The organism is Halobacillus sp. B29 (assembly GCF_052246755.1).
GTDB lineage: Bacteria > Bacillota > Bacilli > Bacillales > Halobacillaceae > Halobacillus > Halobacillus halophilus.
In genome coordinates this window covers 100,424-117,137 of the sequence record NZ_JBQQCM010000003.1, presented here as the reverse complement: position 1 = coordinate 117,137, position 16,714 = coordinate 100,424, and the positions used below count along the sequence as shown (strand labels likewise).

The window sequence follows — 16,714 nt, the reverse complement described above, 5'->3', positions numbered from 1 at the left end:
GTTTTTTCATGTTGATACTAGAATAATGTTTGCGAAACCTTATAAAATCGCTACAATATAACAAGCAGCATTTTTTATTGAGCGTTTACACAAACGAACGTTTGTTCTATTATAGTAGTAGATGAAGTTGACGAGAAAGGAGCCGATGGTAAATTGGCGAAGCAGAATCAAACATACTCAGATGATTCCATACAAGTACTAGAAGGTTTGGAGGCGGTCCGAAAACGACCGGGGATGTATATTGGATCTACGGATCACCGCGGCCTCCACCACTTGGTACATGAAATTGTGGATAATGCCGTAGACGAGGCATTAGCCGGGCATGGAGATCAAATGACGGTAACTCTTCATAAAGACGGCAGTGTTTCTGTAGAAGATGAAGCACGAGGGATGCCGACCGGAATGCATCAGACAGGAAAACCGACACCCGAAGTGATTTTGACTGTGCTTCACGCAGGAGGGAAGTTCGGACAGGGGGGCTATAAGTCAAGCGGAGGTCTTCATGGTGTCGGAGCTTCTGTAGTAAATGCCTTATCTGAATGGCTGGAAGTCTATATATGCAGGAATGGAGAAAGATACTATCAACGCTTTGAAAACGGAGGCCTTCCGGTGACTTCTCTGGAGCATAAAGGAGCGACTAGAAAATCCGGGACAACCATTCGTTTTAAACCGGATCCTGGTATATTTTCAGTGACGAAATTCAATTTCGAAACGTTATCGGAGCGTTTGAAGGAAGCTGCTTTTCTGTTGAAAGGGTTTCGAATCAATCTGATTGATGAACGCAGTGAGAAAATTAAAGAGGTTTACCAGTATAATGATGGTATTGAATCCTTCGTTTCTTACCTCAATGAAGAGAAAGACACTCTTCACCCCGTTGTATCCTTCGAGGGAAGCTATAAAGACATCGAAGCTGATTTCGCATTCCAATTCAATGATGGTTTCGCAGAGAATATCCTTTCCTTTGTTAATAATGTCCGTACAAAAGATGGAGGTACGCATGAATCAGGCGCTAAAACGGCGATTACAAGAATTTTTAATGACTACGCCCGTCGTGCTCAATTAATTAAGGAAAAAGATAAAAACCTGGAAGGAAACGATATTCGTGAAGGATTCACCGCAGTGATCTCCGTTCGAATCCCTGAGGAATTTCTTCAGTTTGAAGGTCAGACCAAAAGTAAACTAGGAACTTCAGAAGCGCGCTCAGCGGTGGACGCTGTAGTGGCTGAACAGTTATCTTATTTTCTTGAAGAAAATCCTGATGTAGCTTCTATGCTCATTAAGAAAGCTGTAAAAGCGAAGGAAGCAAGAGAAGCGGCGCGTAAGGCCCGTGAAGATGCTCGATCCGGAAAAAAGAAAAAAAGAAAAGATACGTTGCTCAGTGGGAAGTTAACGCCCGCTCAGTCCAGAAATCCGCAAAAAAATGAACTTTACCTCGTAGAGGGCGATTCTGCAGGAGGTTCTGCTAAGCAGGGACGTGACCGTAAATTCCAGGCGGTTCTCCCATTAAGGGGAAAAGTAATTAATACTGAAAAAGCGAAGATAGCTGACATCTTTAAAAACGAAGAGATTTCCACCATTATTCATACTATTGGGGCCGGTGTAGGCGGAGATTTCACTCTTGAAGACTGTAATTACGATAAAATTGTCATTATGACGGATGCGGATACGGATGGAGCCCACATTCAAGTCTTACTGCTGACATTCTTTTATCGTTATATGAGACAGCTTGTCGAAGCAGGGAAAATATTCATTGCTCTTCCGCCGCTTTATAAGGTTTCTAAGGGCAAAGGCAAGAAAGAAAAAACCGAATATGCCTGGGATGAAGAAGGCATGCATAAGCTTCTTAAAGAGTTCAAAAACGGCTATTCCATTCAGCGTTACAAAGGTCTTGGTGAGATGAATGCGGATCAGTTGTGGGAAACCACGATGAATCCGGAGTCCAGAACCTTGATCAGGGTAACGATAGATGATCTGGCACGCGCAGAAAGACGCGTAACTACATTGATGGGCGATAAAGTAGAACCTCGCCGCAAATGGATTGAATCCCATGTCGCTTTCGGTATGGAAGACGAAGCTAACATTTTAGAAAACGACAAAATTCAAACATAAAAGGGGGATATTCTGTTGGCAGAGGCAGAGAAGTATTTAGATTTACCATTGGAAGAAGTTCTTGGAGATCGTTTTGGACGGTACAGTAAATATATCATCCAGGAACGTGCTCTTCCCGATGCGAGGGACGGTTTAAAACCCGTACAGCGTCGTATTTTATATGCAATGCATCAGGAAAGAAATACACATGATAAGGCCTATAGAAAGTCGGCTAAAACAGTCGGTACTGTAATTGGTAATTACCACCCACACGGAGACTCTTCCGTTTATGAAGCGATGGTACGTCTAAGCCAGACGTGGAAATTGCGGAAACCTCTTGTGGAAATGCACGGAAATAATGGAAGTGTGGACGGAGATCCGCCAGCCGCTATGCGTTACACCGAAGCCAGACTTTCCGCTATTTCATCAGAACTTCTGAGAGATATTGAAAAAGAAACGGTAGAATTCATCCCAAACTTTGATGACACAATTGAAGAACCGACTGTTCTACCGGCTAAATTTCCAAATCTTCTTGTGAATGGTTCTACAGGTATTTCGGCTGGTTATGCCACCGAAATACCTCCTCACAATCTCGGCGAGGTTATTGATGCCGTAATTATGAAAATTGATAAACCAAATGCAGAAGTACCTGAATTAATGACTAAGCTGAAAGGTCCTGATTTCCCAACCGGAGGTACGATTCAGGGTGTGGAAGGCATTCAAAAAGCGTATGAGAACGGGAAAGGAAAAATCGTACTTAGAGGACGTGCAGAAATTCAGGAAGTTCGCGGCGGACGAGAGCAGATCGTAATTGACGAAATTCCTTTTGAAGTTAATAAAGCTACCATGGTTAAGCGGATGGATGAACTTCGCATTGATCGTAAAGTAGAGGGAATTTCTGAAGTACGTGACGAAACAGATCGGACGGGCCTCAGGGTCGTTATTGAATTAAAAAAAGACGCTAACAGTGAAGGTGTGCTTAACTATCTTTATAAGCATACGGATCTTCAAATATCGTACAGTTTTAATATGGTAGCTATTCATGATCGGACCCCTACACTTCTGAGTTTACCAACGATGCTGGATGCGTATATATCCCACCAGAAGGAAGTTGTCACCCGTCAGTGCGTCTATGATTTGAACAAAGCTAAAAGACGGGCACATATTGTTGAGGGGCTGATTAAAGCTATCTCGATTCTCGATGAAATCATAGCGACCATTCGTGGCTCTAAAGACAAGCAAGATGCCAAACAGCAATTAATGAATCAGTATTCGTTTACAGAAGCTCAGGCAGAGGCCATTGTCACGCTTCAGCTTTATCGTTTAACGAATACGGATATTACGGCACTTGAGGCGGAAGCAGACGAGCTGCGCAAACAAATATCTTACTTAGAGAAATTACTTGCCAGTGAACATGAGCTTATGAAAGTTATCAAGTCCGACCTTCGAAGCATGAAAAAACAATACAGCGAAGACCGGAGAACCAATATAGAAGATGAAGTACAAGAACTTAAAGTTGATCTTGAAGTAACGGTAGCCAGTGAAGACGTACTTGTTTCCGTTACGAAAGATGGATACTTGAAGCGTACAAGCCTCCGTTCATACGCAGCTTCCAATGGAGCGGATTTCGCTCTTAAAGATGGGGATCATCTTTTGAGACTGCTTGAAATTAATACAACGGACACCATTTTGTTGTTTACGAATCTCGGTAAATACCTATTCCTGCCTGTTCATAAACTTCCAGACATCAGATGGAAGGATTTAGGGCAGTATATTTCGAACATTGTCCAGGTGGAGAAAGATGAATATATTGTGGAAGCCATCCCGGTCCGCGAATTCAAGCAAGACCAATATTTACTTTTCTTCACCAAAAACGGGATGGTAAAGAAAAGTGAATTGAAGCTGTATCAGGCTCAGCGACATTCAAAGGCTCTCGTAGCTATTAATCTAAAAGGAAATGATGAAGTTGTGGATGTCCACGTCACGGATGGTCACTCCGAAATCTTTATTGCAAGTAACAAGGCTTATGGTCTATGGTATTCCGAAGAGGAAGTTAATGCTGTTGGCCAGCGCGCTGCCGGGGTGAAAGCCATTCACTTGAAAGAAGAAGAGGAGGTCATTTCAGGGCAGATCTTCCATAAAAATGAAGACCCTTCCGTGTTTCTTTCTACACATCGTGCTGCAGTTAAACGTATGCGTTTGAAAGAATTTGAAAAGGCTTCTCGTGCTAAACGAGGTGTCATTATGCTGCGTGAATTAAAAAATAACCCTCACCGCCTGATTGATGTTCATCTAGTCCATCGAGATGATCAGGTGATATTGAAAACGGAAAAAGAGGAATCGATTACGCTGAACGTAATGGACTTTAAAGCTAATGATCGGTACAGTAACGGCTCTTATGTTATGGATACAGACCAGCACGGAAAAATTTCAGAGGCCTGGATTAAACCTTGTTATGAAAATCCGTTTCAATCCCAGGACCCAGATAGCGATTAATGAAAAGACAGTCTCTTTAGAGACTGTCTTTTACTATATTCCCAAAGTTCTTTACTTCCAATATTTCCTTAGATTCGTTTGTATTTTCAAAAAATTATGCTAAAATGAATGTAAGTTCAGCAGATTGGGGATGGTGTATGAGAGATTTAAAAGAAGACATAATTCAAACCTCGCTTCAATTATTTGATCGCTATGGTTTTCACGGTGTGAGCGTCAATCAAATTGTAGAATTATCCCGTACGTCTAAAGGCGGTTTTTACCATCACTTCAGCTCTAAAGACGAACTCCTTTTTGTCATTCACGATACCTTTATTACATATGTATTGAAAGAAGCTCAATCGGCCAATGTCATTCACTCATCTCCTGTCATGAAGATTCAAGCTATCATTCATGCGTTTGTTCAAGTTTTTGATCTATACAAACCTCATATATCTGTCTTCTATCAGGAGAGCAATTATCTTAAACCTGAATACGAGCGACAGATTAAGCAAAAACGTGATGAATTTAAAAAGATGATTTTTCAAGTCATCGAAGAAGGACAGGAGTCAGGACATTTTCGCAAAGAACTGCCAGTGTCTATTACAGGTATGGCTATACTGGGAATGGTGAATTGGATTTATAAGTGGTATAAACGGGATGGTCCACATTCGATCCATGAGATTTCAGATGTTTTCACGGATCTGATTTTACATTTTTTACTGCCTGGGAAAGAAGAGACGGATTACTTGAACCAACTGCTCCACGTTCCTTTTTTTTATGAAAATAAGTAAACGCTTTCATTTATTTTTTTGACTACGTACCGACCAACCAGTCGGTCTTAATTCCCTGAGGAGGAATCATATGAATTTTGAATTAACGAAAGAACAGGAAATGACTAGAAAAATGGTTCGTGATTTTGCTGAGGAGGTTATTCATCCGCGTGCGGTAGACATTGATACAAAAGCGGAATTTCCAGAAGATATTTTTAAGGAGATGGGCAAGCTCGGGCTTCTTGGTATCCCATTTCCAGAAGAATATGGGGGATCCGGCGGGGACACGGTTACGTATGCTCTGGCTGTAGAAGAAATCGGCCGCGTCTGCGGTTCTACAGGCCTTAGCTACGCAGCGGCAGTTTCTCTAGGGGCCAGCCCCATCTATTATTTTGGTACAGAAGAACAAAAACAGGAATTCTTAACTCCACTGGCGAAGGGAGAGGCACTCGCTTCTTTTGGACTAACCGAACCGAATGCTGGTTCTGATGCAGGGGGGACGAAAACACGAGCTGAACTTAAAGGAGATCATTACGTCATCAACGGAGAAAAATGCTGGATTACGAATGCGGAATATGCTCGGTCTATTACCGTTACGGCGGTTTCAGGGAAACGGGACGATGGTAAAAACATTATTTCGGCTTTTATCATCCCTAAAGATACTCCAGGAATGAAGATCAGCAGTCCTTATGAAAAGATGGGCGTCCGGGGTTCCAACACTTCAGAAATTATCCTGGAAGATGTGAAGGTACCTAAGGAAAACCTGCTGGGCGATCCTGAAAAAGGTTTTAAACAGTTCCTTTACACACTTGATGGAGGGAGAATTTCCATTGCTGCACTTGCGGTCGGTATCGCGCAGGCTTCCCTGGATCGTGCTCTTTCTTACGCAAAAGAAAGAAAGCAATTTGGCCAATCGATTTCCAGTTTTCAAGCCATTCAGTTTAAATTAGCGGATATGGCCATGGAAGTGGAACTGGCACGTAATATGGTACTAAAATCCGCCTGGTTAAAAGATCAAGGGAAAAACTTCACGAAGGAATCAGCGTATGCTAAGCTGTTCGCTTCTGAAACCGCTTTCCGATCATCCAATCAAGCTATCCAAATACACGGAGGCTACGGTTATATGAGGGAATATGAAGTAGAGCGTTATCTGCGTGATGCTAAACTGCTTGAAATTGGAGAGGGAACGTCTGAGATTCAACGTTTGGTTATCGCTCGTCAGTTAGGCTGCTAATAAATAAAGAGGAGGAATTGGTATATGTCCCTTTTGGAAACAACTGTAGGAGAACTTTTAGAGGAAAAGGCTCGTCAATTTCCTGATCAGGAAGCTTTTGTTTACCCGGAGAAGAAGCTGCGAAAAACCTATAAGGAATTTAACGACATGGCTGATGAAACTGCTAAAGGCCTCATGGCATTAGGGGTAGAAAAAGGGGAACACGTAGCTATATGGTCTGATAATAAGCCGGAGTGGCTTCTTTCCCAGTTTGCCACAGGAAAAATGGGCGGAGTTCTTGTTACGGTAAATACAAATTACAGAGCACAGGAACTCGAGTACCTTTTAAAACAGTCAGATGCGACCACTTTAATACTAGCGGAAGATTTTAGAGGCACCTCTTATATTGATATTTTGAAAGAGATCTGCCCAGAGCTTTCCTCCTCATTAAAAGGAGATCTTCAAAGCGAGAGGCTCCCTCATTTAAAAAATATCATTACTTTAAGTGATAAGGAACATCCAGGGTGCTACACGTGGAATGACTTAATCGATATGGGCCGATCAACAAGTGATGAAAAACTTGAAGAACGTAAACGCTCTCTATCCTATCAAGATGTGATCAATATGCAGTACACGTCAGGAACTACGGGCTTTCCTAAAGGTGTGATGCTGAGCCATTATAATATCGTCAACAATGGCAATCAGGTAGCGGACTGCATGCGGCTTACCAATGAAGATCGTTTGTGCATCCCTGTTCCCTTTTTCCATTGCTTCGGCTGTGTATTAGGAACGCTTGCTGCGGTATCAAAAGGAGCCACTATGGTTATTCTTGAGCAATTTGAACCTTTACAGGTATTAAAGGCAGTAAAAGAGGAAGCTTGTACAGCGCTTCATGGAGTGCCTACGATGTTTATTGCCGAACTTAATCATCCTGAGTTCAATGACTGGAAGCCGACTACGCTGCGTACAGGTATAATGGCGGGTTCTACCTGTCCAATGGAAGTCATGAAAAGTGTGATCGAGGATATGGGTGCCGAGGAAATTACCATTGCCTATGGTCAAACGGAATCCTCTCCTGTGATTACCCAAACAAAGGCGGATGATCCGATTGAACTTCGTGTTTCCAGTGTCGGAAAGGCACATCCAAACGTAGAAGTGAAAATCATTGACCCGGCTATTGGAGATGAAGCAGAAGCGGGAGTACCTGGAGAACTCTGCACACGGGGTTATCTCGTTATGGAAGGTTATTACAAGAACCAGGAAGCTACAGAAACAGCCATTGATCCAGAAGGATGGCTTCATACCGGTGATATCGCGGTGATGGATGAGGATGGCTATATTGAAATTACCGGCCGAATGAAAGACATGATCATTCGTGGCGGAGAAAATGTCTATCCACGCGAAATTGAAGAGTTCTTATATCAGCATCCCGATGTGCTGGATGTTCAGGTGGTCGGTGTGCCCGATCAGAAATACGGAGAAGAGATCATGGCCTGGATTATTCCTAAAGAAGGTAAGTCAATCGAAGAAGACGATATACGGGATTTCTGTGAAGGACAAATTTCCAAGCATAAAATTCCAAGGTACATCATGTTTACCGATGAGTACCCGATGACAGCGAGCGGGAAAATCCAGAAGTTTAAACTGCGTGAAGATGCGCTGGACATGATGGATTTGAAATCGTAAAAAGGGGTGGATAATTGTGTTTACAAAGATACTCATTGCAAATCGGGGAGAAATTGCGGCTCGTGTCATTCGTACGTGTAAACAGATGAATATAAGCACCGTGGCAGTTTATTCAGAGGCCGATCAAGAGGCCCCCTATGTAAAAGAAGCAGACGAAAGTTATTTAATAGGTAAACCAAGGGTTAACGAATCTTATTTGAACATCGATAAAATTTTGAAAGTTGCCAAGGAATCTGGTGCAGAGGCCATTCATCCAGGCTACGGGCTTCTTAGTGAAAGTGCTGAGTTTGCTGAAAAAGTAACCCAGGCCGGGCTTGTATTTATAGGACCAAGACCAGAAGTCATTGCTAAGATGGGGGACAAAATTGCGGCTCGTCATGAGATGAGTCAGGCTGGTGTGCCGATTGTACCCGGGACGGATGAAGCGGTAGCATCTGCTGAAGCTGCCTTATCTACTGCTCGATCATTTGGTTATCCCGTTATGCTAAAAGCGGCAGCAGGTGGAGGCGGCATAGGAATGCAGGCGGTCTACTCTGATGAAGAGCTTGGAAAAGCCTTTGAAGGGAATTCCAAGCGTGCCCAGACGTTTTTCGGAGATGGGAAAATGTTTATTGAAAAACTAATTGAAAATCCAAGACATATTGAGATGCAAGTGCTCGCTGACCATCATGGCAATGCTGTGCACTTGTTTGAAAGGGAATGTTCAATTCAAAGACGACATCAAAAAGTGGTGGAAGAAGCCCCTTCACCGGTACTTTCTGAGGAAACAAGACGCCAAATGGGGGAAAGCGCATTAAAAGCAGTAGCAAGACTTGGTTATTCTAATGCAGGAACCATCGAATTTTTGGTAGACGAGCAGGAAAACTATTATTTTCTTGAAATGAATACACGTCTCCAGGTGGAGCACCCTGTTACAGAAGAAATTACAGGGGTAGATCTGGTCGAGCAGCAGTTAAGAGTCGCTTCAAACGAGATTCTTTCTCTTAAACAGGAAGACCTTTCGATTCAAGGTCACGCGATTGAGGTTCGTATTTATGCAGAGGATCCGAATACCTTTTATCCTTCTCCCGGACAGCTGACAAAACTGGAATTGCCAGAAGGTGAAAACATCCGGCATGAACTGGCTGTAAATGGAAGTTCGAAGGTTACCCCTTTCTACGACCCTATGATTGCGAAACTCGTAGTACATGGCGAGACAAGAGAGCAGGCGGTTGATCTGATGGCACAGGCTCTCCATAAATATGAAATTGAAGGAATTAAATCGAACTTAACCATGTTAAAACGGATTATTACGCACGATCAATTTAAAAAAGGAAATACAAAAACAACCTTTATCAAGGATTATTACTTACCTACGTTAACCAACCAATAAGGAGAGATGGATTATGAATGAAGTAAAAGCATCAATGGCAGGAAGTGTATGGAAATTAGTCGTACAGCAGGGCGAAGAAGTCAGTGAAGGGCAGGACATTGCTATCTTAGAATCTATGAAAATGGAAATCCCCATCCCTTCAGAAACCTCGGGAAGTGTAAAAGAATTAAAAGTCAGTGAAGGTGATTTTGTAAATGAAGGCGACGTTATTGCCATTATAGAATAACAGGAGCGGATAGTATGCTGGAGTTACCAGAAGAAGTGACGATCAAAGAGGTCGGCCCCCGGGATGGACTACAGAATGAGTCCAGGGAAGTTCCGACAGAAGATAAAATTTCCTGGATAAATCAGTTGTCAGAAGCCGGTTATTCCTACATTGAATTCAGTTCTTTCGTCCATCCGAAATGGATTCCCCAGTTAAAGGATGCCAAACAAGTAGCTTCATCTATTGAGAGAAACCCTGGTATAACGTACGCAGCACTGGTACCCAATATGAAAGGACTTGAAGCAGCGCTGGAAACAGATGTAGATGAAGTATCCGTGTTTATGTCAGCCAGTGAAAGTCATAATAAAAAAAATATAAACAAGTCGATTGAAGAAACTTATCCTGTCCTTAGGGAAGTCATTCAGGAAGCAAAGGGCGCGAGAAAAACGGTCCGCGGCTATGTATCAGCCGTCTTTGGTTGTCCTTATGAAGGGAATATTCCGATTGGACAGGTTATAGACGTCAGTAAACATATGCTGGATATGGGCATAGATGAACTTTCTTTAGGGGATACCATCGGGGTTGCCAATCCTAAGCAGGTGGATAAGGCCTTACATGAAATTCAGAAGCAGTTATCCTTCAAGGATATAGCTATGCATTTTCATAATACGAGAGGAATGGCTCTAGCAAATGTTCTGGTGTCGTTAAATCATGGGATTACCACGTTTGACAGTTCGCTGGGTGGACTCGGAGGCTGTCCCTATGCCAAGGGGGCTTCAGGCAATCTTGCTACCGAGGACCTCGTTCATATGCTGCACCAGATGGGTGTATCGACGGGAATAGATGAACATAAACTCAGACAGGCTGCTTTATTTATTCAAGATACATTAAATAAACCGCTATCCAGTCATGTGATGCAAATAGAAAGATCTAGGTAAGAAAGGAGGTTGTGAGATGAGCGAACTTGTTACGTTAAAAGAGGTAAATGAACACGTCTTATTACTAACTTTAAATCGTCCAGAAGCAGCAAATGCTCTTTCCAGGGAACTACTCGATCAGTTAGCAGCTCGAACAGAAGAAATTAACCAGCGGACCGACGTGCGGGCAGTATTGATTACTGGAAGCGGAACGAAAGTGTTTTGCGCTGGAGCTGACTTAAAGGAACGGGCGGATATGTCCGAGCAGGAAGTTATCCAAACGGTTGAAAAAATCGGTGATACCATCCAATTGATTGAACAAATCTCCGTGCCTACCATCGCCGTAATTAATGGGGTCGCTTTTGGAGGGGGGCTTGAACTTGCTTTAGCTTGTGATTTGCGCATTATGAGTAATTCAGCAAGAGTGGGGCTTACTGAAACCTCTCTTGGAATTATCCCTGGAGCAGGAGGCACCCAGCGACTCAGCCGTTTAATTGGACTCGGAAAAGCGAAAGCAATGATCTACACAGCACGCCCCATCGAAGCTCAGCGGGCCCATGCGATCGGACTTGCGGAATATGTGTACGAGCCTCAGTTGCTGTTAGAAGAAGCCAAGGATATTGCGTTCTCCATTGCACGCAATGCGCCTATTGCGCTTAGACAGGCTAAAAAAGCTATACATGACGGATACGATAAGGAATTATCTGCAGGGCTTCAAATTGAAAAGGAGTGCTATCAAAAGACGATTGACACGGAAGACCGTCTGGAAGGCCTGAAAGCATTTAAAGAGAAAAGGAAACCAGATTATAAAGGAAAGTAAGGTGGGGAAAAGATGGCGAAGAATCAGACGTTAGAAGAAAAAAGGAAGCATATTTCCTCGGGTGGAGCAGAAAAGTATCATGCTAAAAATGCAGAAAAAGGAAAAATGTTTGTACGAGAGCGCCTTCAGTTATTATTCGACGATGATATGAATATTGAAGATGCCTTTTTTGCCAATAATCAGGACGATAAACTTCCTGCTGATGGAGTGGTCACAGGCATAGGAAAAATCAATGGAGAACAGGTTTGTGTTATGGCCAATGATTCTACTGTTAAAGCAGGATCATGGGGAGCACGCACTGTTGAAAAGATCATTCGAATTCAGGAAACAGCTATGAAACTGCATCTTCCAATGCTCTACCTCGTAGATTCAGCTGGAGCAAGGATCACCGACCAAGTAGACATGTTTCCCAATCGAAGGGGAGCCGGCCGTATTTTTCATAACCAGATAAAGTTATCCGGTCGGGTTCCTCAAGTCTGTTTGTTATTCGGACCCTCAGCTGCTGGAGGAGCTTACATACCTGCTTTTTGTGACATCGTAGTTATGGTCGACGGGAATGCTTCGATGTACCTGGGATCACCGAGAATGGCGGAGAAAGTGATTGGAGAAAAAGTCTCCCTTGAAGAGATGGGAGGGGCAAAAATGCATTGCTCCGTCTCGGGATGTGGGGACGTACTTGCTAAGGATGAGAAGGAAGCTATATTATTCGCACGGAAATACATGAGCTATTTTCCGGCAAATTATCGAAAAGCTCCGGCTCAAAAAGAAAGTATTGACCCTGTAACGTTTGAAAAGTCCATAGAAGAATTGATTCCAGAAAATCAGAATGCCCCTTTTGATATGTACCAGTTGATTGACCGTATTATTGACGAAGATTCTTTTTGTGAAATTAAAAAGAAATTCGCTCCGGAACTTATTACCGGTTTATCGAGAATAGACGGTCGTGTGATCGGTATCATTGCTAATCAGCCCAGAGCGAAGGGCGGGGTGCTGTTTCCAGATTCGGCCGATAAATCCGCTAAATTTATTCAGCTTTGTGATGCCTTTAATATTCCTTTATTATTCCTGGTAGATATTCCAGGATTCATGATTGGAACGAAGGTGGAAAGGGCAGGTATTATTCGGCACGGAGCCAAAATGTTATCAGCCATGAGTGAAGCGACCGTTCCTAAGATCTCCGTTATTGTAAGAAAAGCTTACGGAGCTGGACTTTATGCTATGGCAGGTCCAGCCTTTGAGCCGGATGCATGTATAGCTCTTCCAACAGCCCAAATTGCTGTTATGGGTCCTGAAGCGGCTGTGAATGCGGTATATGCGAACAAAATAGCTGAACTTCCTGAAGAAGAAAGACCTGCGTTTATTAAAGAGAAACATGAAGAATACAAAGAAAATATCGATATTTATCGCTTAGCTTCTGAGCTGGTGATCGATGATATTATTCAGCCTGACCGGCTGAGAGAAGAACTTTCCATTCGATATGAAGCTTACCAAAATAAAGACGTAACCTTTACTGAAAGAAAACACGGAGTATACCCTGTATAAAAAAACAACTCCTGATCTAATTAGATCAGGAGTTGTTTTTATTTAAGTAGAAGAAGTAGCCTTTTTACCGATCGTCTGGATCTGTTCTATGGTGTTCGGGTTTTCAAGAGCACTTAAATCACCTGCAGGTTTATTTAAATAAGCAGATTTAATAGCTCTCCTCATTACTTTTGCATTTCTCGTTTTAGGCAGATCGTCAACGATGTACACTTTTTTAGGAGCAAGAGCTTTCCCTAACTTATCAGCTAAGTGACTTTTGAATTCACTTATAAGTTCCTCTGATTCTTTTACATTAGGATTAAGGACAACAAACGCTATAGCCTCTTCACCTTTAATTTCATGCGGAACGCCGATGACGCCAGCTTCTGTAATAGAAGGGTGTTCAACCAGCACAGATTCAACTTCTGCGGGACCAAGTCTCTTACCGGCTACATTAAGGACATCATCAGAGCGGCCTGTAATTGTATAAAAGCCTTCATCATCAAGGATGACCCAGTCACCGTGAACCCACGTATCTTTGAAGCGGTTCCAATAGGTATCTTCATATCGTTCATTTTCATTATAGAAGCCACTGGTCATGCCTACCCACGGTTTTCGTAATACTAATTCTCCTACCTGATTCTTGAGAGAACCCCCTGATTCATCATAAACATCTGCGTCCATACCAGGTAGAGCAGCATTGAATGTAACCGGCTGAATAGGCTTTACAAGCACATTCCCAAGGATTCCGCCAGAGATTTCGGTGCCGCCTGAATAGTTAAAGATGGGAATGTTAGAGTTACCTGCCTGCTTGAAAAGCCAGTACCATGGCTCAGGGTTCCAAGGTTCTCCTGTGGAGCCTATTAGTTTAAGAGAACTTAAGTTATGTTTCTTAATCCATTCTTCACCATGCTTCATCATCGACCGCACAAGTGTAGGTGAGATACCTAAATGGGTCACTTTATATTTTTCAACTAAACTCCATAAACGATCAGGGTTCGGAAAATCCGGAGTTCCTTCGAACATGACGATAGAGGAACCGTTAACCAGGCCGCCATAAACAAGGAAGGGACCCATCATCCATCCCATATCTGTGTACCAAAAAAGCGTGTCATCTTTTGTGACATCCATGCACACTCCAGCGTCAAAAGCTGCTTTAGTTGGGAAGCCTGAATGTGTATGCACAGCTCCTTTTGGTCTGCCTGTTGTACCAGATGTATAGATAATCATAAAAGGGTCATCTGCTTCCATGCTCTTCTTATTGTAAACGGTTTCATTTTCAAGCAAACGAGACCATTGGGTATCCCGGTATTCATTCCATTCAATTTCACAGGAAGCGCGCTCGACCACTATAACATGTTCTAAAGAAGGGCATTGATCACAGGCGAGGTCTGCCTCCATCTTCATAGGTATGGTCTTTCCTCTTCTATAAAAGCCGTCTGCTGTAATGAGAGCTTTGGAACGGGCTGCTTGAATTCTGGTAGCAACTGCATCTGCTTTATAGCCTGAAAAGGCAGGGGAGAATACAGCACCAATTTTGGAAACAGCAAGCATTGATATGAGAGTCTCCGGGATCATAGGAATATAAAGCGTAATAATATCACCTTCAACAATCCCCAGATTATTTAGTCCATTTGCGACTCGATTTACTTCTTTGTATAATTCCTCGTAAGTATATTGAATCGTGTCTCCATTATCACCCTCCCAATAGAGGGCAACCGCATGTTTTTTTGTGTCATCCAAAGCCCATTTATCAAGAGCGTTGTGAACTACATTCATCTTTCCTCCAGTAAACCACTTAGGATAAGCTATTCCACTGGATAAATCCACGGTTTTTTCATATGATTGATCCCATTCTATTCCTAGTTCTTTCAAGGCTTCATCCCAGAACCATTCAATATCTTCAATTGATTTTTGGTGGAATACATCATAGTTGTCATATCCTAGTTTTTGCATCCATTGAAACAGTCGTGTAGCTCTGATTTGACTTTCCAATGGAAACCAAGCTTTTTCATATGTACTCATTAAATTTCCGCCCCCAGTTTAATGTTCTGAAATATCTCACACTTCTATTATACCGGAGATTGAGCCTATAATGAACGATTGTACTTTTTTCACAAGGTTGATTCCTGGTCCAAATACTTCATTTGTATAGGGAGTATTTTACAAAAATATGGCTATAATAACTTTCAAAGATTCGAGACCGTATTCAGTGTTTTATTTTGTAAACGTCCGCTTTTTATAAATTAATTTCCTTATTTTGGACAAAAGTCGCCAAATGATTAAAATATCGACGTCATTCGAGCTACTTTAACAATTAATTAATTGTTTCAAACTAGAATTAATGGTAAAGTCAAAATCGAAGATATTCATTTCTATTGTAGAATAGGGCTCAAGAACAGGGATTAAAACATTACCATTCATTATTAAAAGAATGTTATTCTATAATGGGAACACGAGAAGGTTAGATGTAACTAGGAGGTAGATTATGAGAATTATTGTAGCAGGAGGAGACGGTTTTTGCGGTTGGCCAACGGCATTATACCTATCCAAACAAGGACACGATGTAACAATTGTTGATAATTTAGCACGCAGAAAAATTGATGATGAGCTTCATTCCAATTCAGTAACTCCCATAGCATCATTAGAAGATCGAGTGGCTAAGTGGAAAGAAGTAACAGGGAATGAAATCCGTACATTTATTGGCGATTTGAATCACTATGATTTCTTAAGAGAAGTGTTCCGCCAAGTAAAACCAGAAGCATTCGTTCACTTCGCTGAACAGCGTTCGGCTCCATATTCCATGATTGATCGTGAGCACGCTGCATATACACAAACCAATAATGTTATTGGAAACTTGAATGTATTATATGCAATTAAAGAATTTGCTCCAGAATGCCATTTAATTAAACTAGGTACGATGGGTGAATACGGAACTCCAAATATTGATATTGAAGAAGGATATATAGAGATTGAGCACAAAGGCAGAAAAGACACGCTTCCTTACCCTAAACAGCCTGGTTCCTTCTATCATCTTTCCAAGGTGCATGACAGCCACAATATTATGTTTGCATGTAAGATCTGGGGTATCCGTGCGACAGACCTTAACCAGGGTATCGTGTATGGATTACATACAGAAGAAACAAAACTTGATCCAATGTTAGTAAACCGCGTGGATTATGATGGAGTATTTGGTACAGCCCTGAATCGTTTTGCTAATCAGGCGGCCATTGGTCATGATATTACGGTGTATGGTTCAGGAGGTCAAACGAGAGCTTTCCTTAATATTGAAGATACCGTTCGATGTGTAGAAATCGCTGCAGAAAATCCAGCTGACAACGGTGAATTCCGAGTATTTAATCAGTTTACTGAATGGTTCTCTGTACAGGAATTAGCTGAGCGTGTACAAAAAATTGCACACGAAGAAGGATTGGATACACAGGTTAAGAAAATTGAGAATCCACGAATTGAGAACGAAGACCATTACTATAACGCGGTTAACACAAAACTTCGTGATCTTGGTTTAGAACCTCATTTGTTAACAGATGACGTCATTCGTGATATTCTGCGTACAGCAGTTGAACACAAAGACCGTATTATTGTCGAGAACGTATTACCATCAATCACTTGGAAGTAAGGAGTTTTCC

At 42.2% G+C, this 16,714-nt stretch carries 12 protein-coding genes; 11 read left to right on the top strand and 1 reads right to left on the bottom strand.

Annotated elements, in window-relative coordinates; all coding sequences use genetic code 11:
* Window positions 1-153: 153 nt before the first annotated feature.
* The 10 genes from parE to ACTWP7_RS04815 all read left to right on the top strand — a co-directional run bounded on the left by parE (window position 154) and on the right by ACTWP7_RS04815 (window position 13,088).
* Window positions 154-2,109: a DNA topoisomerase IV subunit B gene (gene parE / locus ACTWP7_RS04860; protein ID WP_443122238.1), complete on the top strand. Its 1,956-nt coding sequence runs from the start codon at window positions 154-156 to the stop codon at window positions 2,107-2,109.
* Window positions 2,110-2,124: 15 nt separating this feature from the next.
* Window positions 2,125-4,584 (top strand): DNA topoisomerase IV subunit A, encoded by a 2,460-nt coding sequence (gene parC / locus ACTWP7_RS04855; RefSeq protein ID WP_443122237.1) that lies wholly within the window; start codon window positions 2,125-2,127, stop codon window positions 4,582-4,584.
* A gap of 137 nt (window positions 4,585-4,721) precedes the next feature.
* Window positions 4,722-5,354: a TetR/AcrR family transcriptional regulator gene (locus ACTWP7_RS04850; RefSeq protein ID WP_443122236.1), complete on the top strand. Its 633-nt coding sequence runs from the start codon at window positions 4,722-4,724 to the stop codon at window positions 5,352-5,354.
* A gap of 70 nt (window positions 5,355-5,424) precedes the next feature.
* The gene (locus ACTWP7_RS04845) at window positions 5,425-6,567 is read left to right on the top strand and encodes an acyl-CoA dehydrogenase (protein ID WP_443122235.1); all 1,143 of its coding nucleotides are present in this window, start codon (window positions 5,425-5,427) and stop codon (window positions 6,565-6,567) included.
* Between the two features lie 24 nt (window positions 6,568-6,591).
* Window positions 6,592-8,232: an AMP-binding protein gene (locus tag ACTWP7_RS04840; protein ID WP_443122234.1), complete on the top strand. Its 1,641-nt coding sequence runs from the start codon at window positions 6,592-6,594 to the stop codon at window positions 8,230-8,232.
* Window positions 8,233-8,248: 16 nt separating this feature from the next.
* Entirely contained in the window at window positions 8,249-9,604 is a 1,356-nt protein-coding gene (locus ACTWP7_RS04835) for an acetyl-CoA carboxylase biotin carboxylase subunit (RefSeq protein ID WP_443122233.1), read from the top strand.
* A gap of 13 nt (window positions 9,605-9,617) precedes the next feature.
* Entirely contained in the window at window positions 9,618-9,830 is a 213-nt protein-coding gene (locus ACTWP7_RS04830; RefSeq protein ID WP_443122232.1) for an acetyl-CoA carboxylase biotin carboxyl carrier protein subunit, read from the top strand.
* Between the two features lie 14 nt (window positions 9,831-9,844).
* Window positions 9,845-10,747 carry a hydroxymethylglutaryl-CoA lyase gene (locus tag ACTWP7_RS04825; RefSeq protein WP_443122231.1) on the top strand — a complete coding sequence of 301 codons (903 nt, stop codon included), beginning with the start codon at window positions 9,845-9,847 and terminating at the stop codon, window positions 10,745-10,747.
* Window positions 10,748-10,763: 16 nt separating this feature from the next.
* Window positions 10,764-11,546 (top strand): enoyl-CoA hydratase, encoded by a 783-nt coding sequence (locus ACTWP7_RS04820; RefSeq protein WP_014643404.1) that lies wholly within the window; start codon window positions 10,764-10,766, stop codon window positions 11,544-11,546.
* A 12-nt stretch (window positions 11,547-11,558) separates the two neighbouring features.
* On the top strand, window positions 11,559-13,088 hold the full coding sequence (locus ACTWP7_RS04815; protein ID WP_443122230.1) for an acyl-CoA carboxylase subunit beta: 1,530 nt from the start codon (window positions 11,559-11,561) through the stop codon (window positions 13,086-13,088).
* Between the two features lie 42 nt (window positions 13,089-13,130).
* Here the strand turns inward: ACTWP7_RS04815 and ACTWP7_RS04810 are convergent, their stop codons facing one another.
* Window positions 13,131-15,092 carry an AMP-binding protein gene (locus tag ACTWP7_RS04810; RefSeq protein WP_443122229.1) on the bottom strand — a complete coding sequence of 654 codons (1,962 nt, stop codon included), beginning with the start codon at window positions 15,090-15,092 and terminating at the stop codon, window positions 13,131-13,133.
* Between the two features lie 463 nt (window positions 15,093-15,555).
* On the opposite strand from ACTWP7_RS04810, the gene ACTWP7_RS04805 reads away from it, so the two are divergent.
* On the top strand, window positions 15,556-16,704 hold the full coding sequence (locus ACTWP7_RS04805; RefSeq protein ID WP_443122228.1) for an NAD-dependent epimerase/dehydratase family protein: 1,149 nt from the start codon (window positions 15,556-15,558) through the stop codon (window positions 16,702-16,704).
* Window positions 16,705-16,714 lie beyond the last annotated feature (10 nt).